Raw genomic sequence first — 23,943 nt, 5'->3', positions numbered from 1 at the left:
TCTTGGCCCCGGGCGACCTAGCCGTTGCCCCCTGAGGGTCCGAGAGCCGGTTCACTGACGCTGAACAGACCCTGGCGGCTCGATAACAATAAACACACAGAAGAGGCATAACATGAATAAGCTTTTACGCTCTCCGCTCGCACTCGCGATTGCTCTGGCCAATACCAGCCTGGCCACCCAGGCCTGGGCACAAAGTGAGCAACCCCAAACCGAAAAACCCAAAGCCGTGCTGGAAGAGATTGTGGTCACCGCCACCAAGCGCGAGACCAACCTGATGGACACCCCCATCGCCATCACCGTCATGACTGAAGAAGTCCTGACTCGGCAAGGGCTAAGCAACGTCAAGGACATCGACAAGCTGGTGCCCAACATGGACATCACCATCGATTCATCTCAGTCCGCACCGGTAATTTCCATGCGCGGTGTGCGCTCCACCAACATTACCGAGCTGGGCGACCCGGCCGTGGGCTTGCACCTGGACGGCATCTACTCGCCCCGCCCCCAGGGGGCCATGGCGCTGATGTTTGACGTCTCACGGGTTGAGGCGCAGCGCGGTCCCCAGGGGACGCTGTTTGGCCGCAACTCCACCGTGGGTAACGTCAATATCATTACCCAGCGCCCGCAAGTGGACGAGTTTGAAGCCAGCCTCGGGATTGAGCTCGGCAACTTCAACCACCGGCAAATGCGCGGCATGGTGAACATTCCGGTCTCGGACACCTTTGCCCTGCGCGGCTCGTTTATGGTGGAAGAGCGCGACTCCTACCTCAACGGCTACTACGACCCCAATCAATGGGACATTCGCTACTTGCCCGAGGATGTGCAAAACGCGCCTTTGTACACCGGCAGTGAAGAGGACAAAAACCTGGTGCAACGTGCCCGCTGGTGGGAAGGCGGCGCCGACGGCGTGCAGGAAGTGGTCAAGGCCGACGAGTCCGACTTCTACAACAACTCCGATCAGTACGCCTTCCGCCTCGCCGCCCAGTGGGAGCCAACGGCCGATTTCTCCTGGCATCTGGCCTACGAGCACTTTCAGGATGACAGCGCCGGCTCCACCGACACCATCGACTGCGACAAGGCCGCGCTGCGCGTGCGCACCGATGACGAGGGCAACTACCTGGATGCCCAGGGCAACCCCTCGGCCACACCCGTGCCCGGCTCCAACGGCTGCAGCCGCATTTACGGACCAGGCGCCGACTCCTACACCGTCAACGTCAGTGTGCCGGGCATGCAGGATTTGACCATCCAGAATGTGCGCTCCAACTTGCAATGGGATTTCACCGACTCCATGGCGTTTGTCTACAACGCCGGCTGGGCGAAGCAGACACGCACGCAAATGTCCGACCAGGACCGCGGCATCACCGACTGGGACATGTCGATTTTCTTCCGCGATGCGACCTTTGTGTCCCACTCCCACGAGCTGCAGCTGCAATCCACCGACAACGGGCCATTGCAGTGGGTCACGGGCCTGTTCTTCTTTGAGGAGAACAACGATATGCAAGGTGGCTGGATGAACTCCATGGCAAGCGCCGACTACTGGAACCAGTCCGACCGCACCCTCGCCTCCAAGGCCGCTTTTGCCCAGGGCACCTACTCCATTACCGACAAGCTGCACCTGACCTTGGGTTATCGCTATACCGAGGACACCAAAGAGGACATAGGCGGGCACAACATGGCCTGTAACGATTCCAACCCCAATCTGCTGGAGCCAGAGCTGAATGATGGCCGCTGCTTCCCAAGCTGGGACCGCACCGCCTACAACAACCTACCGACGGATTACTTCTGGAATAAGGACATCTACACCGTCAGCACCGACAACGACATTAAAGGCGAGTGGGACTACAACAACTACCGCCTGGGGCTCGACTACGACCTGAGCGACAACACCATGATCTTCGCTTACGTGGCCAACGGCACCAAGTCCGGCGGCATCGGTGATGTGGTGGTCCAGTATGAGCAGGACCCGCAAACCACCGAGTACCCGCTGGATGAAAACGGCGACCGAATCGTCAAGCAAAGACACGAAAACACCTACGACCCGGAAGAAGTCATCACCTACGAGGCCGGTATCAAGTCCGATCTGTTCGACAACAGCCTGCGCCTGTCGGTGAGCGCGTTTTTCAGCGATTACAAAGACATGCAGGTGGCCACCGCGAAACCACTGTTCGTCACCTACTCCTGGGAGCGCGACCCGGAGACCGGCGAACAGACCGATGAAATTTCGGCCGATCCCTTCACCGTATTCCAGACGGACAACATCGGTAAAGCCGAAATCAAAGGCCTGGAAATCGAGTTTGACTGGGCGATCACCAACAACGACCGCTTAAACGGCTACGTCAGCTATCTGGATACCGAAATCGTCAGCGACTTTGTCCAGCAGTGGACCTACGCCACTGTGGACCTGTTTGAAATCAGCTACGACGAGTCGGTCAACCCGGAAAACACCCAGCTGACCACCAACCTCAAGGGCAATGAGCTGCCGAGTTCACCGCGCTACTCCCTGAACCTGAACTACAGCCATACCTTTGATTTTGACTCGGGCGCAACCCTGTTGCCCTGGGTGAACGTGAGCTGGAAAGACAAGGCTTACTTCTCCATTTTCAACACCGACAAGCACGAGGACCTCTACGCCACGGACACGCCGGACGCCTTTAGCGATACCCGCGAGGCCGTTACCAACGTCAACCTCGGCATCAAATACACAGCGCCCGGTGACAACTGGAGCCTAGAGGCCTTTTGCAACAACGCCACCGACGAGACCGAGTTTTACTGGGGCGGCAGTGGCGACGGTGTGATCAAGGGGCCCGTGTCCATGCCGCGCTTTTACGGCGTACGGGCGAACTACCACTTTTAACGCAATGATGTGATGCGGTGTCTTGGGGTTTTACGCACTCCGCCCCAGGCACCCATCACTCAGGGCAGCAGCGTCAGGTCTGTTGCCCGGCTCTCGGAGCCACTGGAGCTGCTACAACGGGTACGAACCGCAGATCTCCGAACCGCTTGGCTTCGCCCCGGCTGCGCCGGGTGCGAAGCACTTTTTTCGGGCGGACAGCGTCCCACCTTCAGGCAGACACAAAACCGAGACGATTCCCGGCCACGCACTGCGCACAATGCACAGCCAAGAGGCCCGGCCCGACAATAACAACGAGGTGACATCACGTGAAAACCCTTTCTTTTTTCTCCACGCTGACCCTGGCAACCGCCATCGGCATAACGGTAACCGGCTGCGGTTCATCCAGCAGCGGCTCTGATAACAGCACCGGCAGCAGCTCCAGCAGCAGTTCATCAAGCTCAGTGGTTAGCTCATCCTCCAGCTCACAGTCCTCCACAAGCGAAGGCTTGACCATGCTCAAAACCGCTGGCACTCAGTGGGTGGACGCCAGCGGCAACCCCGTTATCCTCAAAGGCACCAACCTCGGCAACTGGTTGCTGCAGGAGTTCTGGATGATGGGCCAGAGCACCGAGGCGGTAAACGATCAGTGCACCCTTGAGGGCGTGCTGGACGAGCGTTTCGGCCAGGGCGAGCGCGAGCGATTGATGGAGCTGTTCCGCGACAACTGGATCACCGAGCGCGACTGGGATCAAATGGCCGAGTTTGGCCTGAATGTGGTGCGCCTGCCGTTTGTCTGGAATTTGATCGAAGACGAAAACAACCCCTACACCCTGCGCGACGACGCCTGGGTGTATCTGGACCGTGCCCTGGCCGAAGCCGCCGAGCGCAACATTTATGTGATTTTGGATCTGCACGGTGCCGCCGGCAGCCAGGGCTGGGAGCATCACTCGGGCTGCGCCGAACGCAACTGGTACTGGGAAGGCGGCAATGGCGAGCCGGCCAGCTATTACCAGGAGCGCACCATCTGGCTCTGGGAGCAAATCGCCGAGCGCTACAAAGACAATGAAACCGTGGCCGCTTACGGTTTGCTTAACGAACCCTGGGGCACGGACCCCGAGCCTCTGGCCGAGGCCATTACCACGCTCTATGAAAAAGTGCGCGCGGTCGACTCAGAGCACATCATTATTCTGCCGGGCCACAGCGCCGGCATTGATGCCTACGGCGACCCACAAGACCGCGGCATGGAAAACGTCGCCTTTGAAATGCACTTTTACCCGGGCATTTTCGGCTGGGGCGAAATCGGCTACCAGGTACAGCGCGACTGGCTCACCTGCGGCCCCACCGGCACCACCGGCGTGTGTGAGTGGGACACGCGACTCACCGCTCTGGACACACCGTTTTTGATCGGCGAGTTTCAACCCTGGACCGGCCAGGGGCTGGATCTGGGCGCGCGCATTACCCGCGCCACCTACGACACCTACGGCCAATACGGCTGGGCGGCCACCAACTGGTCTTATAAGGTGCTCACCAACACCGGCGGCCAGGGCGCCGGCACCTGGGGCATGGTCACCAATGAAAAAGGCCTGGGCCTGCTCACCAAGGCCGACACTTGGGCCTGCGCCGGCTGGGATAGCGATCTCGACACGGCCTGCGGCGCCGCCACACCCAGCTTTACCGCGCCGGGCGAAGGAGAGCAGACTTTTTACTTTGTGATCAAAACCGGCGCCTGCTGCGAGGGCTCACTGAACGTCACTTTCGACAACCTCGCTCTGGTACATGAAACCAGCGGCGCAGACGTGCTGAGTAATGGCGGCTTTGGCGACTCGGCCAGCTGGAACACCTGGACGGTGGGCGAGCCGATCAGCGTGAATGCCAGCCAGAGCGATGCCTCGCTCTTGCCAGCCGGCGCCGAAGCCCCGGCCCTGCAATTGTCCAGCAGCGGCGAAAGCAACGGCGGCCTCTATCAGCAAATCACCCTCACAGGTGGCGAGACCTATCGTCTGGACGGTGTCTTCAAGGACAACAGCAGCGCCAGCAGCTGGGCCGAGATCTACCTGGTCAGTGAAGCGCCCGCCGACGGCGTGGACATTACCGGCGAGTCGCTACCGCAACTGGATTTTCACACCGCCCCGCTCGACGCCATTGAGCAACTGTTTACGTCCTTCGGCACCATGAACTACGACGTCCATGAAGACTTGAAAACCTGGATGAACAGCGACACCTCACCCGAGCTATTCGAGCTGCCCGCGACCGTGCAAAACCTCGCGCTCATGCCGACACAAAGTGGCCAGCAACTGAGCTGGGACGCTGTCAGCGGAGAGATTGACGGCTACCGCGTCTACCGCAGCGCCCAGGCTGGCAATCTAGGCACAATGATCGCTGAGGTTGACGGCACAGGGTATACCGACACCGCGGCCGCCGAGCAGACCTACTACTACCGCGTCAGTGCCTACCGCGGCGATGCCGTGGGCTACGCCAGCGCCACGGTCGCCACAGATCTGGTCGCCATCCAAGTGCCGGGGCGCATTGAGGCCGAAGCCTTTAGCACCATGAACGGCATTGAACTGGAAACTACTGGCGATACCGGCGGCGGTCAGAATATTGGCTATCTGGATGCCGGTGACTGGATCGATTATTTCCTCACCAGCGACAGCGCCGGCACCTACACCGCCAGTTTCCGCCTGGCCAGCGCCGGCGGCTCCAGTGGCTTCAATGTGCTGGTTGATGGCGAGCTGGTCGAAACCATCGCGGTGCCGGATACCGGCGACTGGCAAGCCTGGCAAACCGTGAGCGGCGAAGTGTCGCTACCGGCCGGTGACTTCACCCTGCGCCTCGAGGCCATTGGCGGCAGCTGGAATCTCAACTGGATTGAACTGCAAACTCCCTAACGATTCATCCTCTTGCCGGCGGCCTCGCGCCGCCGCTTTTTTGGAGCACCCCATGAAAAAACTGTTATCCCTGTGCCTGCCTTTGGTTTTGGCAAGTGCCGGCACTGTGCAGGCGCAAATGGACAATCAAGCCATTGAAGCGCGCATTGACCAATTGCTGCCCACCATGAGCGTCAAAGAAAAAGTCGGCCAGCTCGCCCTGCGTGATTTTGGCATGTACGACGCCAAACAACTGGAAGATATCAAGCAGCAAATTCGCGATGGTGAAGTCGGCGGCTTTTTGAATGTCAGCTTCTCTTCGGTGGACAAAAACGCCTTTGCCAGCTTGCAGAAAATTGCTATAGAAGAAAGTCCTCACGGCATACCCCTGATTTTTGGTCAGGATGTTATTCACGGCTACGAAACCATTTTCCCGATTCCGCTGGGCCAAGCCGCCAGCTGGAACCCCGAGTTGATTGAACAGGGCGCGCGTATTGCTGCCCGCGAAGCCACCGCCGACGGTATTCGCTGGACCTTCGCCCCCATGATCGACATCTCCCGCGATCCGCGCTGGGGCCGCATCGCCGAAACACTGGGTGAAGACCCCTATCTCGCCTCTGTACTGGGCGTGGCTATGACCCGCGGCTTTCAAACCGACGACCCGAGTCAGCCCGATGCCATGGCGGCCTCGGCCAAGCACTTTGTCGGCTACGGCGCCGCCGAAGCGGGCAAGGACTACAACGCCGCCTACATTCCCGAGGCAACATTGCGCGATGTCTATCTGCCACCGTTCAAGGCCGCCATCGATGCGGGCCTGATGACCATTATGAGTTCCTACAATACCTTGAACGACATTCCAGCCACCGCCAACGAGTTTGCGTTAAAAACGCTGTTGCGCGAGGAATGGGGCTTTGATGGTTTTGTCGTCAGCGATTGGAACGCGGTGATGGAAATGATCCCCCACGGCTTTGCCCGCGACGCCAAACACGCCGCTGAGCTCGCCGCCAACGCCGGGGTGGATTTTGAAATGTACACCGATACCTACCGCCAGCATTTACCGGCGCTGATCAAAGAGGGCAAGTTCAGCGAGCAAAAACTCGACGCCGCGGTTCGCCATATGCTGCGTATTAAAATGCGCCTCGGCCTCTGGGAAAACCCCTACCCCGCCGGCAACCGCGACGCTATCGTCTTGAGCGATGAACACTTGCAGGCCGCGCGAGTCGCCGCGCGCGAAAGTTTTGTGCTGCTGAAAAACGCCAAACAACTTCTGCCTCTCAAGAAAAACACCAAAGTTGCCCTGATTGGCCCGCTGGCCAACGCGCCCCACGAGCAGCTGGGCACCTGGATTTACAACGGCAATAAAAAAGACTCCCACCCGCTGCTGCCAGCGCTGCAAGCCTACCTGGGTAACGACAGCCTGATAACCTATGTGCCGGGGCTCGAGTTCAGCCGCGATACCCGCACCGCCCACTTTGATAAGGCGGTAAAGGCGGCGCAAAACGCCGACGTGGTGGTGTATGTCGGTGGGGAGGAGTCCATTTTATCCGGTGAAGGTCACAGCCGCGGCGACATCGCCCTGCCCGGCGCCCAGCAACAATTGATCCGCCGCCTGAGCGAAACCGGCAAGCCCTTGGTGACCGTGCTGCTGGCCGGCAGGCCCATTGAGCTTGGCGATGTACGCGAACAATCACAGGCGCTGATGATGGCCTGGCACCCCGGCACCATGGCCGGCCCGGCACTGGTGGACGTGCTCTACGGTGAAGTTTCACCGCTCGGCCGCCTGCCGCTTACCTGGCCCAAAGCCGAGGGCCAGATACCCGTGTATTACAACCATATGGCCACCGGACGTCCGCCCACCGATGACAACTACACCCGCATTGGTGAGATTGAAGTGGGCGTTTTTCAGCACGCGCCCGGCAACTCTGCTAACCATCTGGATTATGGTCACACGCCCGAGTTTCCCTTTGGCTTTGGCCTCACCTACGGCGAGTTCAGCTACAGCGATTTAACCATCGCCACCAAGACCGTTCCTCTGGGCGGCACAATCAAGGCCAGCGCCACTGTCAAAAACACCGGTAAGGTCGCCGCCACCGAGATCGTGCAGCTCTACGTGCAAGACATTGTCGGCAGCCGCACCCGCCCAGTGCGGGAGCTAAAAGGCTTTAAGCGCGTCAGCCTCAAGCCCGGCGAATCCCAAACCGTGGAGTTCAACCTGCACACCGATGCGCTCGCGTTTCACAACCAGGCCATGGAGAAGGTCACCGAACCCGGTGACTTTAACCTCTGGATTGCCAAGGACTCAGCATCGGGGTTGCAAGGTGAGTTTACGGTAACCGCCACACAACCCTAACCGTTACCGACCACCGGCTGTGACCCAAACGTCATAGCCAGTGGTCAAACCTTGTGCCTCGCGCTGCGACTGCGATAACCTCAGCACAACAAACGCGAGGAATTATCGGCATGTTGCGCTACCTTAAAATTTTCAGCTGGCTGTTGTTTACCTTTGCCATAGTCGGGTTGCTCGCCCTCGTATTTGGCCTTGAGCCCACCATGACCAGCGCCCGCAAAGCCGCCGGCCTAATGGCGCTGCAAGCGGCCATATCCTCCCTGATACTGCTGGGTTTTAGAATGAACCAATCCGCTCAGCTACCCACCAAAGTCCTGCTCTACGGTGGCTGGAGCCTGATCGTACTACTGGTGGTTGTCGGTCAGATCTGGCTTAACCGGTAAGCTCAGCGCCTCGCGTTTACTCTGGGTATTTATCGCTAAGCGCTTTGCGCCTGACAAGCAAAATCGCTATGCTTTCGGCACTTGAGGACTTTCACTATGGCCAAAATACACACCTTTCACATACACAGTCTGCAGGGCGACCCCGTTGACTTTGCCACCTTTGAAGGCAAGGTCCTCTTGCTGGTCAATACCGCGAGCAAATGCGGTTTTACCCCGCAGTACAAAGAGCTGCAGCTTCTGCACGAGCGCTACAGCGACCAGGGGTTGATAGTGATTGGTCTGCCCTGCAACCAGTTTGGCGAGCAGGAACCCGGCGACGCAGATGAAATCCGTGAGGGCTGCCTGATCAACTACGGCGTGGATTTTCTGATAACCGAAAAAATCGACGTCAACGGGCCAAATGCACACCCGCTGTTCCAGTATTTGAAAGAAGTCTGCCCGGGTTTAATGGGTAATGACATCAAGTGGAACTTCACCAAGTTTCTAATCGCCAGAGACGGCACGCCGCAGCGGCGCTTTGCCCCGGTCACCAAACCGCTGAAGCTGGAAAGCAAAATAAAGCGGCTGCTGGGTTGAGGGGCGGCGCCCCCTCAACCGTTTACTTTTTTCCGCTCTTGCCCACCAATTTCGCCAGTGTCTTTAGGCCTCGCTCAACCCGCGCGTCCCACTGAACCGCGCAGTTTAGGCGCATGCAATTGCTGAATTTGCCACTGGCCGAGAACAAACTGCCAGGAGCAAAGCTCACGCCGGCAGCCAGGGCCGGCTCAATCAACTCAGCGGTGTTGACTTTGCCCGGTAATTCAGCCCATAACACAAAGCCACCGGTGGGACGGCTCAGACGAGTGTCCGTGGGAAACAGCTGGGTGACGGTATCGACCATACGCGCTACCGAAGCGGCGTGTGCGCTTCTCGCCGAACGCATCATCCGCTCGTAGCGGCTCTTCTCCAGAATCTGCACCATCGCCAATTGCGAGGGCGTATTCACGCACACCGTATTGATAAACTGCAAATACTCAGCGCGCGGCATATTTTTACCGGGCACCATCCACCCCACCCGCAAACCGGCCGCCAGTGTTTTGGAAGACGAAGAGCAGTAGTACACCAAACCTTTTTTATCCCAGCTTTTGATCGGACGCGGACGCGGGCCGGCAAAGGGCAACTCACCGTAAATGTCATCCTCCACCAGCGGAACGTTAAATTTTTCCAGCAATCCCAGCAAGGTTTGTTTGCACTCATCGGACAGGCAGGTTCCCAGCGGGTTGGAAAAGCTCGGCACCAGTACGCAAGCGGCAATCGGCCAGCTCTCCAGTGCCAGCTCCAGAGCACCAAGGGATATACCCTCCTGCGGGTCGGTAGGTATTTCCAGCGCCTTTAAGCCCAGCGATTCCACCACCTGCAGCAGACCGTAATAAGTGGGCGATTCGAGCACGACAATATCGCCGGGCTGAGTGATCTGCTTGAGGGCGATGGCGATGGATTCCTGACAACTGTTGGTAATCAGCACCTGATCGGGACTGACGTTGCACTGCAAGCCCGCCAAATGCCGAGCAATATGCGTGCGCAGCTCGGGCGCGCCGGGCGGAAACTCATAACCAATACAGCGGCGACGCTGCTCGCGCCAGACCTGGCGAAAAGCCTTTTCAATGGCGTGCATCGGCAAAAAATCGGGTGCGGGTATGGCAGTGCCCAGATTCACCATATTGCGATCATTGGCCGATTGGATGAGCTGCAACACCCGCTCCTGGCCGGTAACCGGGCGGGGACTTTTACTGACCGTGCGCACCCTGGGCGGCTTGCGCTTGGCCTGGGGCGGGCGCACAAAATACCCGGAGCGTGGTCGAGCTTCCAGGAGCCCGCGCCGCTCCAGCTCCTGGCAGGCATTCACAGCCGTGGACACACTCACCTTGTGCTGGGCGCTCAGTCGCCGCACACCGGGCAGCGCCGTGCCCGGCCGGTAAACCTCATCGCTAATCAATGCCTGTAGCCTGTTTGCCAGCTCCCGGTACAGCATCTCCCGCCTCCTCTGTGATCAGCCCCTAACTTACCTCACTGCAACGCCGAGACACGATACAGACGGCCATAGAAAAAGCAGTACAGGGCAGAACTAATGATGATAGTACGGTACAGGGTATCAGCGGTAGAAAAAAGCCGCTTTAACCAAAGGCCAAAGCGGCAAAGAGCCCCGTAGAAAACCATCGGGTATGATGAGGAGTAACGACTTACGGCGTCGTCAGACCGTATTTTTCGTGCAGCTGACGCAACTCGCCAGCGGGGATTTTCTCTACCGCGCGGTCATAAGTCAGCAGGCCATTGATCTCAGTTTCAACATCCGTGGTTTGTGTGTAAACACCTGCGGCAACACCACGCTTTTTGTAGTCACCCAAACCTCGTATTGAATTCTCATAGCGCGCTTTGTACTCGCCCAGAGACGCTGGCATATTGCCGTAGATCATTTTTTCTCTCTCCGGTGCCCATATGTGCCCCTCCACCGGCCAGCCGTGGCCGCCAAACTCGCCAATAACCTTGATGTAACCGTCAAACTCGGCGGCGTCCATTAAGAATTTGGGCTCGGGATAATGGTGCGCATCGGCGATGTCTCCCACCGGGAAAAAGTTGCCGCCACTGGCAATATTGAGGTGCCGGGTGGTATCGTAAGACTCCACAAAGCGCCCCACCTGCAAACTGTTGTGCTGACCCCAGCGCTCGTTAAAGGTCGTCCAGACTACGATGGACGGATGGTTGTAGAGAGTGTCGATCATCACCGTCAGCTCCCGCATGTACTGATTGTGCGCCCACGCAGGCCAGGGAGCGTCAATCTCCCCCTGCATACGGTCCTCGTAGGGCTGAGATACATGGTGCCATACCGGCCACTCCTGTTTACCGCCGTCGGTATCGGCGCCGCCGGATACCTGATCCTGCCATACCAAAAAGCCCAACCGATCGGCGTGATAGTAGTAGCGCCTCGGTTCTACCTTTTTATGCTTTCGGATCATATTGAAGCCCGAAGCCTTGAGATACTTCATCTCAAACACTACGGCTTCGTCGCTGGGCGGCGTCAGCAAGCCGTCAGGCCACCATCCCTGATCCAGTGGCCCCCAGTGAAATATCGGCTCACCATTGAGGGTAAACTGCACATTGCCCTGCTCATTGGCGATGCGCCCAACGGAGCGAAACCCCACATAGGACTCTGCACGGTCGAGTACGTCTCCAGAGGCCGATTTAAGCACCAGCTCTAGGTCGTAGAGCTCCGGTGACTGAGGCGACCAGAGCTCGGGGTTGTCTAGCGCCAACTCTACGCGGTTACCTGAACCGGCTTTTGTCGCCAGCTTTTTGCCGTTTTTTGAGATGGTCACTTCCAACAGCGTATCTTGCTTGTCTCCGGCAATGGAGGCATTGACCGTCAGTTCCCCGGTATTGGTTGCCTGGTTGCGCAGACTCTCAATGTAGGTGGACCCCGTGCTTTCCAACCACACCGTCTGCCAGATTCCCGATACCGGCGTGTACCAGATACCCTGATTGTTACGTGTTTGTTTACCGCGGAGTTGATAGCGATCAGCAGCGTCGGTGTCGTCAATCACACGCACGACGACCTCGTTGTCGCCATTTTTCAGCGCGTCAGTAACATCAAAGCTAAACGGCAGATTGCCGCCCATATGGGCACCCACAAAGATATCGTTGACCCACACCTTCGTTGCGTAATCCACAGCTTCAAAGTGCAGCAAATGTCGTTTTCCGGCCTGAAGCGCATACTCAAAGTGTCGGCGATACCAGATAGCACTCAAATCCTCAACCCGCTCGCCAATACCTGATAAAGGGCTTTCTACTGAAAAAGGCACCAGAATTTTCTGATCCCAGCTTTTCGGCTCGGCGCTTTTGCGATCGACGATGGCCAAATCCCAACGACCATTGAGGTTGTGCCATTGCTCGCGCCTAAGCTGCGGGCGGGGATATTCCTGCCAGGCATTGTCAGCATTTACCTGCTCGCCCCAGCGAGTCATCATGCCGGCACCCTGACCAGGGTCAGCAGCCTTTACCAGCACACTTGTCAGTGACAGTGCAGCCAGTATCAACCAAAGGTTTTTTGTGCTCATCGAGTACACCACTGTCTATTGTTTGGAAAAGCGATCTTCTATGCCAAATTCATCCACCAGCTTGTCAAACTCTTGGCGGCTGATGGTAATCATGGCTCCATGGCGCAGCTTTTCGGGTACAGCGTATTTGTCCCAGTCAGAGAAAAAGGTATAGCCCGAGATCTGATACCAGGGCCCGCTTAAGCTGTCGGCCACAGACAAGCCATAAGACACTCCCGGGTACTGCTCATAGTAGAGATACCAAACCTCTCCGTTGGGGGAGGGGATCAGCATGGGCGCTTCACGAAAATTCGGGCTTATGGGGTCGCTCAACTCTTTGTATGGCCCCAACAGGTTGTCAGAGCGCGCAATGCGAATGGTTTTACCCGTTACCCAATCCAGAGTCGGGTAACGCTCATCTTTGATCACCGCCCAGTAGCTTCCCTCAGCTTTGCGAATAAAGACATCAATGGTACCCATATCCCAGTCAAGCAAGCGTTTGGGCGGCCCTTGAAAGTGCTTTAAATCTTTGGACAAAACGTAGAGCGTTCGCTGGCTGGCCCAATAGCGTTCCGGGTCTTCCTTTGTGCCTTCTTTATGCGGGGTGTGCCATGTCATCAAAAACTGCTTTGACGCTTCATCAAAAAACAGCTTGGGGGCACCAATCCGTTGCAGGGCCTGCGAATAACCAGGCGTTGCTTTTAGCTCGGGCCGGTAAGTGCTGTGCAATGTCCACTGGATGAGGTCTTGAGATGACCAAATATTGATATCGGGCGAAGAGTCCGAGGTATTCCCGGCAATATAGTAAGTGCCATCCGGCCCGCGGGTAATGTCAGGGTGCCCCTGATATTCCGGAAACACGCGTTTACCCTCGTTCAAACGGTACCAGTGCAGTCCATCGGTACTGACCGAATAGTACAAACGCCCGTAGTCGGCGTGCGTCATATGGGCGAACAAGTATGCCTCATGAACGGGCTTTTCACCTTTCTCCACCTGCCCAGGTGGATCCGGCTGCTGGGCCAGCGCGCCCGCCCCTATAAACAGCGTCGCGAAAGTCGCAACAGTAACTAAACGGTGTGCTATTTTCATACGTCAAAATCTCGTTAAACGATCAGGGAATTTCAGCCCCGGCACCTCGAAAAACCCTCACGATGCCGGGGGTAAAAGGGACGTTGCTTCGGCCTACAGCAAATCCAACTTCCAGCGCTGGCAGTCACCGCCCAGCCATTCCCACTGCTGCACATTCTGACCATCAGCGGTTGAGCAGGCATCCACATCCAGCACACGCCCACTGTTGCGATTAACCAACCGATAGAAACCCTCTCCCACCGGTTCAATACGCCACTGCTGACAGCTCGCACTGTTAGCCGTCCATTGCTGGGCATTGCCACCATTACCCGTCGCACAGGCGTCAATATCCAGGGCCTGGCCACTCAGATGGGAGCGAATCTCGTACCAGCCATCGTCAATATGCGTCAGATCCCAGCGCTGGCAGTCCGCTCCGTTCCAGGGCCATTGCTGAACATTGGCACCAATGGCAGTGGAACAGCCTTCCACGTCGAGCACTTTGTCGCTGTGTTTGGCGGTCAGTCGGTAAGTACCATTGGCCCAGGGCACATTGAATTCGCCAATGCCAACAAACATTCGGCAATCCCGATTGGCTAACTGGATGATTTCCGTTCCGCCATTTCGAGCGACAAACTGTGTGCTGTAGTTGGAGCAGGGGTTGGTACCATCACTGGGGGTCACCAGAGGTGCTTCGCGCTCGGCCCACAAGCCGTTTCCGTTATTGTTGTTGACCATGTACACCCGGCCGTTACGCGCCAGGTTATTGCCGGCACCATCGCGTAATACCTGTCCGGCAACCAACAGTTCACCGTTGGCGGTGCCATTATCAATCCACGTAACCGTAGGCGCGTGAGAGAAATGATTACCGGACACCGATTCAATGCGAGTGCCAATGTTCGCCGGACTGCCCCAGCTGACTGCATCCGAAGAGTGACGGTAGAACGTGTCGCAGTTGTAGGTCGCTCCACAAATCTCATACACCATGATGTAGTCATTGTTTGGCAGACGGATAACGGTCGGCATGCCCGGCCGCTGAATGGTATCGGCGATGGCAATGTCAATCTGTTCAGCCCCCCAACTTACGCCGCCATCCGTCGACACTTTATGTGCGATCAACTGATTGTAGCCAGATCCCTTGTGCTCCTCGGTGGCGTAGTACATAACCAGTCGCCCTTGAGGGTCCACCGTAAACTCAGCTTCCCACAATCCGGTACTGCCGGTTACGGGTGATGAGAGATAAGACCACGTGTAGCCATGGTCCATACTTTGATAAATTTTCAAAGCCCGACTGGCCGGTGCCGCGCCATTGTGTGCCGACACGACCCAAAACAATGTACCTGCCGCCGTACTCCCCAGGTTTTGGGGCACTTCGTACAGTTCCGAGCAGCAGGTATTAGCGAGCTGATTTTCGTCGATGGTAGCAATTTGCGACCAGCTTTCACCGTCATCAGTGCTCTGGTAAATATGGCCCGCGCCGATCACATCAAAACTCGCGATCAGCCGACCATTGGCGGCGCCGCTGGCCTCCAGACGAATGAGTCTCGGGTAAAAGGAATCCACATCTTCCAGCATGACTTCATTGGCCAAGGCGCCCGGGGTGACAAACAGGCAGAATAAAATTGTCCACAAACAGGTATACAGTGAAGATTTCATAGCGGGTCTCCATATTGACATTATTTTCAGGTCGACCAGACCGCTGGGCGTGCTCCGGTGCTTAAGCGTTTGCTTGGCACCGGTTTGCCCCTGGCATTGATTAAGCGATGGGGAATCAGTACGTAGGGTTGTCCTCCGTCAGCGTTTTGAAAATGTCGATTTCGCTTTGTTTGTAAGGCGAACCATCCCGATGCAACAGATCGTGAAACCAAAGCTCCGGTTCCGGGCTGCCGGGCTCTGAGCCCCAGGGGAAAATCGTATTGCTCTTGCCGCTAACCAGGCCCCAGTTGATGGCGCCTACTTTCTCCTGTTTCAGCAAAGGCAGATGGCTCTCTACCAGAGAATTATTCGTGCGGGCCATCCACTCGGTACAAATCACCGGTCGGCCCATACCCTGCATTTCATGGATGCTGCGCTCCATCGCTGCAAGATCGTTGTATTGGTGGAAGGTGATGATGTCCGAATGCATTTTTTGGTAGGCATTGAGCAGCTCAAAACCTTCCGACCAGTTCCATATTCCAGCGGTCACTGGCTGTGATGGATTTCCGGCACGCACCCAAGCGAAGGCTTTTTGCAAGAGCGGCAAGGATTTTTCCTCGCGCCCGGTATTGCCCGGCTCGTTATACACATCCCAATAGAGTATGCGGTCATCGTTGGCAAACCGACTGACAACGCCCGTTACATAGGTTTCCAGCCGGCCCCAGTTTTCGGGTTGATCTTTCACTGATGCTACCGGGCTTTGCACCCACCCCGAGTTGTGTACACCCGGTATCGGTGCTGGCTGCTCACCTATTTCAGCCGTGGGATTCCAGCAGTCATCAAAGAAGACAAAGTTGGGCTTGATACCATGCTTATCGGCGATAGACAGGAAGGTGTCAATCCGCTCCAAAAAGCCTTCCGAGTCCGCCTCCCAAGCCAGATCGTGAAGGTAGACTCTGACCGTATTCACACCAAAGTCGGCCGCCCAGCCCAACTCCCGATCAATAGTTTCGGGATCAAAACTGCTCTCTTGCCACATTTCCAGTTGATTGATTGCTGTACTCGGCAGGAAGTTGACGCCTACCAACCAAGGCAGTTGGTCGTACCATTCGTTTGCTTTCTCCCGACTCCAGCGTTGATCACTGGACCCGTCGATGCCAAGGTGCTTCTCTGGCAAAGCTGCACAACCTGCAAGCACGGCCAAGAAAAGCAATGTCATCAAGGTGCTGTAGCCTGTTCGAATCATATTAAGTTCTCTCATACCCATTGATCCCACTATTAGTTCGCCACCGAGAACCGGTAGATGGTTTTGGAGGTGAAACTCTCACCGCCACGCAAGGTGGTGCGTGGGAAATGAGGCTGATTGGGTGAGTCAGGATAGTGCTGAGTCTCCAGAGCGAGCGCGCCGCGATACGCATAGGCCACGCCTTCTTTGCCTGTTACGCTGCCATCGAGAAAGTTACCGGAGTAAAACTGCAGACCGGGCTGATCGGTTAAAACTTCCATCTTGCGGCCTGAGCCGGGATCGGTTAACACGGCCGCCAGATGCATTTGCCCTTCAAATTCTGATCGGCGCAGCACCCAGTTGTGATCGTAACCACCGCCAAAACTCAGTTGTTCGTGCTTTGCTTTAATGTCGCGACCGATTGGTTTGGGTTGGGTAAAATCAAACGGGGTTTTCTTGACAGAGAGAATCTCACCCGTCGGGATCAGGGTTCTGTCCACGGGCGTATAAAAGTCGGCGTTAATCTGTAACGTGTGGTCCAGGATTGAACCATCACCTTGCCCCGCAAGGTTAAAGTAGCTGTGCTGGGAGAGATTCACCACGGTGTCGTCAACCGCCGAGCTTTGATAGTTGATCTCCAACGCATTGTCATCGGTAAACACGTAAGTAACCGCGACAAACAACTCCCCTGGGTAACCTTCATCTCCATCAGCCGACACGGTCGAAAAACGCACGCCGGCGCCACGACCTGTGTCGACCACCTGACCTTGCCATAAAAGCTTATCAAAACCCAGATTGCCACCATGCAGATGGTTTTGGTCATTATTGGTTGCCAGGGCGTACTCTCTACCGTTCAGGCTGAACCTACCTTCGTCAATGCGGTTGGCGTATCGGCCCACCACAGCCCCAAAGTAGGGACTATCGGTTAGGTAGGGCGCCGGCTCGTCAAAACCCAGCACCACATCGTCTAGCTTTCCGGTCCTATCCGGCACCTTGAGCGATACAATAATCGCACCCAGATTCGTCAGCTGAATACTTGCACCACTGCTGTTTTTAATGGTGTACCGGTCTACTTTACGGCCATCAGCCAGTTTGCCAAATTCGTCTACCACTACTTTCATACGACTGTCTTGCTCCGCCAAAGCCCAACCGGCACTTAACATGCCTACGGCAACCAGTATTAAGGTTCCAATGCGTTTCATGACTCACCTCTATCATTATCGGTGTTGTTACTTATCCGTTCTCGAAGCACCTTCAGCCTACTTCGGCATTGGCTGTGGTGACACGGTTGGCCCCCAGGCCTCGAGTATATCCGGGCCATTTTCCTGAGGCACAAACTGCATCCGATCGATGGACATCTGGCGTGGCTCAGTAGTGTAGAGATCGTTGTGCTGGTGATAAACGATAAACAACTCGCTGTCATCGGGTGATCTCACCAGACTGTGATGCGCTGTACCGTGAGCGTAGCTGGTGGACTTCATGATCGGATTGTTTTCATATTTCGACCAAGGGCCCAGTGGATGGCTGGCCGTGGCATAACCCACGGAGTAGTGTGGACTCTCAAAGTGGCTGCCTGAATAGGTCAAATAATAAACACCTTTGTGTTTAATGATTTCCGCCCCTTCAGCCACATTCGCCATGTGTGTCTCCCAGGGTTCTTCCGGGCTGATCATTAGTTTGACGGTGTCAGACTTAATCGTTTTCATATCATCATTAAGTTCGGCACCCCATATGTGATTGCCATTATCAAAGCCCACATAATAGAAGTAGCGCTTGCCGTCATCGTCTTCAAAAACATAGGCATCGATTTTTATGGATTCAGGGGCCATAGGCTCCTTCACACTCTGCACGAATGGCCCCAGTGGCGATTCTGAAGTGGCTACGGCGATCCGCTCGTCCACCGCATAATAGAGATAAAAAACGCCGTCGCGCGCCACAATGTCCGGAGCCCAAAAGCGCGACTCACCCCAGGAGTCTTCGTTTTTCAGTACAAAGCCCTGATCTTCCCAGTTCACCAGGTCATCCGAGGTATAAAGCCTAATACCATTTACCATCGTGGGGTAATCAGGCGTGTAGGTACAGTAAGCATAGTAGCGGCTCTCATGTTTCATCAGGCCCGGATCAGCGCAGCCGGGCTGCACGGGATTCTGGTAACTGATCTGGGGGACTGATTTTTCAAATGCAGTGACCTTCACCTCTTTAAAATCAGCGCTACCACTTGCAACCCTCAGGGCTAAGTCACCACTAGTGTAAGTAGAATCAACGGCGTCGTATTTGGGGAACTGATTTTCGGCCAACGGGTTGTCGTTAACGTACAGCACATAGTTATCGCCACTAACCTCTAGGCGTAACGAGTACCACACACCCGGCTCAACGCTAACAGAGCGGCGCGCCATTTCTTTATTGCCCTTCAGTAGAAATACGGTGTGGGATTTAGCATCAAGCCCAGTGTAAAAACCTTTAAAATTCTCTGCCCCGGTTTGCGCATGAAAGGCCAAGCCCGCATTGGCATTCGCATCCGACAACCGAACCTTTGCTTCTACTGCGTAGGATGTCAGCGATGGAGTGTCCAACCGCTGACGCTCGCCACTGCTGAGTCGATAGTCGGCACCGGACTCCGTTGTCGTTGGAGCATTAACCTTGGATTCGTTACTGCAGCCAAGCATGGCGATACAGGTGAAAAATGCCAAAATCACATATCTCATAGACGCATTCTCTTTGTTATCAATCATCGGTTTTCAGGTCCAGCCTAGCTGATTGTCTACAGGCTTCTAACGCAGGGAAGCATTCTTCTTACTCTTGGTGCGACACCACGACGGTAAACTGTGTCTGGGTTTCAACGTCGGGATTATCGACGCTGCTCACCCGCAGGACCCCTTGATAGTGAGTGGTGACCGTGTTGACCGAGCCACCTGGCGCTGCATTACCGCCACCGCCTCCACCGCAGCTCGACAACATCAGAACCACTGTAGCCAAAGTGGCACACACCGCCAATTTGATTCGTCCGCTGCGCACAAGCAACATGCTGCAAAACCAGGGCACTAACAGGGCGCCGGCCATTAGGGTTATATCCGCCGGGCTCAGGCTCTGGACCAGAGCTTCAGGTATTACAGTAAAACTTACGGATTGCTCCCTATCACTGAGCAAGGTTACCGGAGACTGAGAAAGCTCGACACGTCCCTCTAGCCCTTCGACCTGCAAGTCGAGCGTATAGTCGCCATCAAAGCCATCACTGACTCTGAGGTGTACGGTGCCCGTCAGAGTCTCCCCTGCACTCCCTCGAACCTCATCCACCTGCGCCCGAACGCCACCAAGCGGCGCGACGTTAAACCAGGTTCGACACACCCCGTCATCGGCAAAATCAGAGGACAACTGCAGTAATTTCAACCCACCAGAAAGAGGCAACAGTGGTGAAGAATAGTTTTCACAATAGTTAACGCTGGTTCCCGCGGGAAGGTCCACTGGTGTGGGAGCATCGTAGGCATACCATTCGCCATTAACAGGGTCTGCGCTGGAGTTGATAAATACCGTTGCGCCATTGCCTGGTTGGTCTGCGCCACCTTTAACCAACGTATGCCCCTGCAGCAGTAACTGCTCGCCGCCACTGGCCTTGGGCGCCAGAGCCAATGTTGGGGTTGCCCAGAAAGTCAATCCATCCGGGGTTTCTACTGCTCGCCCGAGGTCAGTGGGATCCCCCCAGTCCAGCCCATCTTCTGACAACCGATAGTAGGTGGCGCAATTCAGGCCACCGCAAATCTCATAGCTCATCATGAACTGACCACTTGCCAGGCGCACGACCTCCGGCATGCCTGGCCGATCATTTGGGTTAGTGCTGGCCACCACGTTCACCGGATCGCTCCAATTGATACCATCTGAACTCTTGGTATAGCGGAGTGTTTGCGAGTGATTCTGCGGCGTCTCATCAGCGAAATAACACACCAATTCGCCGGTCTTTGCGATGACAAACTCGGCCTCCCAAATGCCGCCCTGCCGCTTAGGGGCCTGAGCATCGACGCAGTTGCTTAGGTAGTCCCAACTCTGCCCTTGATCGACGCTGTGATAAATTTTCATCTGCATGGGAGTGTCTGCAGCTTCCTGCCCTACGGAGCCGGCCCAAAGCAAGGTGCCAGCTGCTAACTCGTTGACGGCACTGGGCAACTCATAGAGCCCCCCGCAACACAATCCTGTCAGAAAATCTTCATCGTAAATTTGACTGAGCCGCTCGAAGCTCTCGCCCTCATTCCGACTCACAAAGATATCCGCATGGCCCTGACCACCGGCAAAGCTGGTGACGCTGGCAATGATATCACCGTTATTTTCAGGATCGGCTTGATGGTTGAGCTGCACAAGGCGCGGGTAGAGCGCATCGTCCGAGCTGATCAGTTGAGGCTCACTGGCCTTGGCAACCAAACCAAAGATTAACAACGTACTCAGTAGTAGCGTGGCGACACTTCGGCTCAGTTTGGCAAATGTTATCTGCATTATCTTGCCTTTACTCTGACTGTTGGGTGTAAAAAAGGCCGGGCAAGTCATTGCACCCACCCGGCCAAACCATGCGCGTTAAAAGCGAGCGCGGATACTGGCTCCCCAGAATGTATCGTCAATTCTGATATCGTGGGGGAACAGCTCAGTGTCAAAGTAGCTGTAGTACTTACCACCATTGACATTTACACCATCGAGGCTAACGGTAACTTGTGGCGTAATGTCATAACCGATCGACAAATCCAGGCGACCGTTGGCTTTAACGGTATTGAATTTCGCACCGTCATCTGGAGTGACCAGGCCGCCACCAAAGTAGCCGTCATCGAATGACGAGCGCCAGTTGTACATGACCCGCGCGGTGATGCCGTACTTTTCATAGAGCACACCGACGTTGTAAGCGTGCTTTGATACCCCCAGCAGTGGCTCGCCTTCCAATGGATCGCCCTCGGTATCAATGGAGGAATCGGCAAGGGTATAGTTTGCAGTCAGGCCAAGACCATCGAAGCCCTCGGGCAAAAAGTCCAGGAACCATTGGGCACTCAACTCTACCCCTTGCAGACTGGACTCACCAATATTGCGCGGACGGGTAACGCTGTATTCAATGCCGTCAATTTCTTCAATCTCGGTACCCGCAGCTACTCGCCCTTCAATCGTGCGATAGTAAACCGCTGCCGACATGTACGAGGAGTCGCTGAAGTAATACTCGATAGTGGCATCATAGGCATCCGACTCTTGCGGCTCCAGATCGGGGTTACCGCCACCGCCGGTCGGGCGAATGTTGGCGTTCAACGGCACATCATAGGTTAACCCTGGATTGAGATCGCCAAAGAAGGGCTGTGCCTGGGTTTTTGCATAAGTAAAGCGAAGTTGCAGATCGTCCGTCAGTTGTAGGCGGGCCGATGCATTCGGCAGGAAGGTGCCATCAGACGTATCGCGGGTCTGCGGCGTAAGCTCACCATTGACGCGGCCGGTGCCGCTCAGGCTGCGGTCAGTGTGGCTATAGCGAACCCCGATAAGACCGTCGAGCAAAATACCCGAATCAAACTCCAAACCGTATTTAGCTTGCAGATAAACAGAGCTGGTGGTTTCACTGGCATCGTAGTTGCGTGAGGGATCCCAGGCCGGATCGCCCGGCTCGGCGCCATAGAGCTCGCGTAACACATCTGTATTATCACGTAAAAAATCCGGGTCGGGGGTATACCAGTGCTCTCCGTTATTAATAACCGGAATAGTATTTGGAGATTCAATCAAGAAATCATCTGGCAAGCCGGACTCGCTCACCAGAGTCACGCGATTACCGCCTGGCGCTCCAGGGCCGCCCGGCGCATTCGAGTAAAAACTGGCATCACGATCAATGATGCGCCCACCGAACTGAATCTCCTGAATAAAGCCCTCTTCGAGCTTGTACTTACCGTCTAAACGGATCGCGTTGGCAATAGATTCCGCTCGGTTGTAGTCCTGAAAAAGACTGTTGGCCAGACGGAAATCATCAGGTGTGCTCAACGGCGAACCGGGCATGACCGTAGTACCGTGGCTGTCATCGTTGACAATAATATTAACCGCGTCAATCTGCTTGCCAATATCAACAATGGTATTGCGATTGCCGTTTTCTGACTCCACGCGGGAGAGGTCCACATTCAAATCCCAGCGATCAGAGGTGTACTTCACGCCGCCGCCAAACACATACTGGTCGGTCTCACCGGTTTTTGCCTGCGTGGAGGTCAGACCGGGCACATTGTTAAAGGTAGCCGTTTGCCCCAAGCGTAGGGATTGAATAACACTGGAGTTAGCATCGTAGAAACCGGCGTCGTTGACCGGCGCGGTAAACTCCTCGCCATTGGTCGTCACACCAGTGACACTTTGCGCCGCAAAGATGTCAGAGAAAATAAAGTGAGTGGCAAACTCAGCCCGATAACCAGCGTAGAGCGCATCGGCATACACTTCCAGATTTTCAGTGGGGCGCCATTGGTAGTAGAGGTTTGCCTGAGGACGCTGATATTCACCCGTGTCTGTAAGGCCACCCACACACGTCGGAAGTACGACACCCGCCGCACCCTGAGGACCGTTGGTGCCGGAGCGCGGGTCACAGTTAAACGAAATCGGTCGATTAAAATCCTGATCCGAATAAGACACATCAACCAAAATACCCATTTCACCGACATCTGTATCAAAACGGTTGGACACCAGAATACCACCAGTCAAGCCGAGCTCTTCGACTTCATCGCCATACATGCCTCGCAGGTTTGTGGCGACAGTAAGACCCTCATCAAACGCCAGGGGCTTAACGCGAGTCAAATTGATGACCCCGGCAATACCACCTTCAATCAGATTGGCAGAATTGGATTTGTAAACCTCGGCCCCTGACAGCGCCTCGGCGGGCAAGTCCTGGAACGCAAAGCCACGACCCACGCCGGTAAAGATTTCGCGACCATCCAATGTGGTCACAATATCGCCAATACCGCGAATCAGGGGGCTGACAATTTCATTGTTAAAGTTGTTCACCACTTGGATGCCAGGCACACGCTGCAAAGCGGCCGCTACGGTATTGTCTGGGAACTTGCCAATGTCCTCAGCGACAATGGCCTCAACCACCTGATCTGCGTCACGTTTAATATCGGCGGCTTGATTTAGACTGCTGCGCAACCCTCGAACCACAACAATTTCTGTTAAGACTTCATTATCAGCATCTGTGTTTTCACTGTTTTGCTGAGCGACCACCGGCGCGCCCCCAGCGATCAACACTGATGCGATGGCGCTGCTGAGTAACTGCTTCTTATACTTATATTTCATACTGCCCTCCTAACCTGACGTAAATCAGAAAGCTTCTTTTATTATTTACTGGCTCGATCCGAGCAAGATCGGCCAGACCCAAAAAAGGTAAACGTTTACCTTTTTAAGATTTTAAAAATGCCCCAAGAGGCATTTTTAACAGTAGGTAAACGTTATCCCTAACTATATACTCTTAGCCAGTTAACGCAAGCCTTTTTAATGGGTAAACGTTAACTTTTTAACGTTATCGAGAACGTAATAATAAATAGT

Annotated in this window: 14 protein-coding genes; 5 read left to right on the top strand and 9 right to left on the bottom strand. The window is 55.6% G+C overall.

All coding sequences use genetic code 11. From position 1 onward, the window contains the following. Positions 1-112 precede the first annotated feature (112 nt). The 5 genes from QWI16_RS16200 (at position 113) to QWI16_RS16180 (ending at position 9,003) form a co-directional block, all read left to right on the top strand. Positions 113-2,851, top strand: coding sequence for a TonB-dependent receptor (locus QWI16_RS16200; RefSeq protein WP_302714678.1), 2,739 nt, complete (start codon positions 113-115; stop codon positions 2,849-2,851). Positions 2,852-3,156: 305 nt separating this feature from the next. Continuing rightward, the gene (locus tag QWI16_RS16195; protein WP_302714675.1) at positions 3,157-5,718 is read left to right on the top strand and encodes a cellulase family glycosylhydrolase; all 2,562 of its coding nucleotides are present in this window, start codon (positions 3,157-3,159) and stop codon (positions 5,716-5,718) included. Between the two features lie 52 nt (positions 5,719-5,770). Then, the gene (bglX, locus tag QWI16_RS16190; protein ID WP_302714673.1) at positions 5,771-8,047 is read left to right on the top strand and encodes a beta-glucosidase BglX; all 2,277 of its coding nucleotides are present in this window, start codon (positions 5,771-5,773) and stop codon (positions 8,045-8,047) included. A gap of 110 nt (positions 8,048-8,157) precedes the next feature. Next, complete coding sequence (locus QWI16_RS16185; RefSeq protein ID WP_302714671.1) at positions 8,158-8,427, top strand: hypothetical protein; 270 nt, start codon at positions 8,158-8,160, stop codon at positions 8,425-8,427. 96 nt (positions 8,428-8,523) lie between these two features. Then, positions 8,524-9,003: a glutathione peroxidase gene (locus QWI16_RS16180; RefSeq protein ID WP_302714669.1), complete on the top strand. Its 480-nt coding sequence runs from the start codon at positions 8,524-8,526 to the stop codon at positions 9,001-9,003. A 22-nt stretch (positions 9,004-9,025) separates the two neighbouring features. Here QWI16_RS16180 and QWI16_RS16175 read toward each other — a convergent pair whose 3' ends face one another. The 9 genes from QWI16_RS16175 to QWI16_RS16135 form a co-directional block, all read right to left on the bottom strand. After that, positions 9,026-10,438 carry an aminotransferase-like domain-containing protein gene (locus tag QWI16_RS16175; protein WP_302714667.1) on the bottom strand — a complete coding sequence of 471 codons (1,413 nt, stop codon included), beginning with the start codon at positions 10,436-10,438 and terminating at the stop codon, positions 9,026-9,028. 208 nt (positions 10,439-10,646) lie between these two features. Continuing rightward, positions 10,647-12,518, bottom strand: coding sequence for a glycoside hydrolase family 2 protein (locus tag QWI16_RS16170; RefSeq protein WP_302714665.1), 1,872 nt, complete (start codon positions 12,516-12,518; stop codon positions 10,647-10,649). A 15-nt stretch (positions 12,519-12,533) separates the two neighbouring features. Beyond that, positions 12,534-13,586 (bottom strand): glycoside hydrolase family protein, encoded by a 1,053-nt coding sequence (locus QWI16_RS16165; RefSeq protein ID WP_302714663.1) that lies wholly within the window; start codon positions 13,584-13,586, stop codon positions 12,534-12,536. A gap of 93 nt (positions 13,587-13,679) precedes the next feature. Next, a complete protein-coding gene (locus QWI16_RS16160) occupies positions 13,680-15,218 on the bottom strand; it encodes an RICIN domain-containing protein (RefSeq protein ID WP_302714660.1) in 1,539 nt (512 codons plus the stop codon). A gap of 115 nt (positions 15,219-15,333) precedes the next feature. Next, the gene (locus tag QWI16_RS16155) at positions 15,334-16,458 is read right to left on the bottom strand and encodes a cellulase family glycosylhydrolase (RefSeq protein WP_302714659.1); all 1,125 of its coding nucleotides are present in this window, start codon (positions 16,456-16,458) and stop codon (positions 15,334-15,336) included. Between the two features lie 17 nt (positions 16,459-16,475). After that, positions 16,476-17,624, bottom strand: coding sequence for an aldose epimerase family protein (locus QWI16_RS16150; RefSeq protein ID WP_302714657.1), 1,149 nt, complete (start codon positions 17,622-17,624; stop codon positions 16,476-16,478). A gap of 57 nt (positions 17,625-17,681) precedes the next feature. Further along, positions 17,682-19,154 (bottom strand): family 43 glycosylhydrolase, encoded by a 1,473-nt coding sequence (locus QWI16_RS16145; RefSeq protein WP_302714656.1) that lies wholly within the window; start codon positions 19,152-19,154, stop codon positions 17,682-17,684. Between the two features lie 61 nt (positions 19,155-19,215). Then, positions 19,216-20,904, bottom strand: coding sequence for a hypothetical protein (locus tag QWI16_RS16140; protein ID WP_302714655.1), 1,689 nt, complete (start codon positions 20,902-20,904; stop codon positions 19,216-19,218). Positions 20,905-20,982: 78 nt separating this feature from the next. Beyond that, positions 20,983-23,694 carry a TonB-dependent receptor gene (locus QWI16_RS16135; protein WP_302714653.1) on the bottom strand — a complete coding sequence of 904 codons (2,712 nt, stop codon included), beginning with the start codon at positions 23,692-23,694 and terminating at the stop codon, positions 20,983-20,985. Between the last annotated feature and the right edge of the window lie 249 nt (positions 23,695-23,943).

This window comes from Gilvimarinus algae, from assembly GCF_030518215.1.
GTDB classification, from domain to species: Bacteria; Pseudomonadota; Gammaproteobacteria; order Pseudomonadales; family Cellvibrionaceae; genus Gilvimarinus; species Gilvimarinus algae.
The sequence above is the reverse complement of the archived record's forward strand: the minus strand, read 5'-3'. Positions and strand labels throughout refer to the sequence as shown.

Bases quoted from the DNA above. Each gene is read 5' to 3' on its own strand.
- QWI16_RS16200 (WP_302714678.1), top strand. From the start codon at position 113: ATGAATAAGCTTTTACGCTCTCCGCTCGCACTCGCGATTGCTCTGGCC.
- bglX (WP_302714673.1), top strand. From the start codon at position 5,771: ATGAAAAAACTGTTATCCCTGTGCCTGCCTTTGGTTTTGGCAAGTGCC.
- QWI16_RS16185 (WP_302714671.1), top strand. From the start codon at position 8,158: ATGTTGCGCTACCTTAAAATTTTCAGCTGGCTGTTGTTTACCTTTGCC.
- QWI16_RS16180 (WP_302714669.1), top strand. From the start codon at position 8,524: ATGGCCAAAATACACACCTTTCACATACACAGTCTGCAGGGCGACCCC.
- QWI16_RS16175 (WP_302714667.1), bottom strand. From the start codon at position 10,438: ATGCTGTACCGGGAGCTGGCAAACAGGCTACAGGCATTGATTAGCGAT.
- QWI16_RS16170 (WP_302714665.1), bottom strand. From the start codon at position 12,518: ATGAGCACAAAAAACCTTTGGTTGATACTGGCTGCACTGTCACTGACA.
- QWI16_RS16165 (WP_302714663.1), bottom strand. From the start codon at position 13,586: ATGAAAATAGCACACCGTTTAGTTACTGTTGCGACTTTCGCGACGCTG.
- QWI16_RS16160 (WP_302714660.1), bottom strand. From the start codon at position 15,218: ATGAAATCTTCACTGTATACCTGTTTGTGGACAATTTTATTCTGCCTG.
- QWI16_RS16155 (WP_302714659.1), bottom strand. From the start codon at position 16,458: ATGAGAGAACTTAATATGATTCGAACAGGCTACAGCACCTTGATGACA.
- QWI16_RS16150 (WP_302714657.1), bottom strand. From the start codon at position 17,624: ATGAAACGCATTGGAACCTTAATACTGGTTGCCGTAGGCATGTTAAGT.
- QWI16_RS16145 (WP_302714656.1), bottom strand. From the start codon at position 19,154: ATGATTGATAACAAAGAGAATGCGTCTATGAGATATGTGATTTTGGCA.
- QWI16_RS16140 (WP_302714655.1), bottom strand. From the start codon at position 20,904: ATGCAGATAACATTTGCCAAACTGAGCCGAAGTGTCGCCACGCTACTA.
- QWI16_RS16135 (WP_302714653.1), bottom strand. From the start codon at position 23,694: ATGAAATATAAGTATAAGAAGCAGTTACTCAGCAGCGCCATCGCATCA.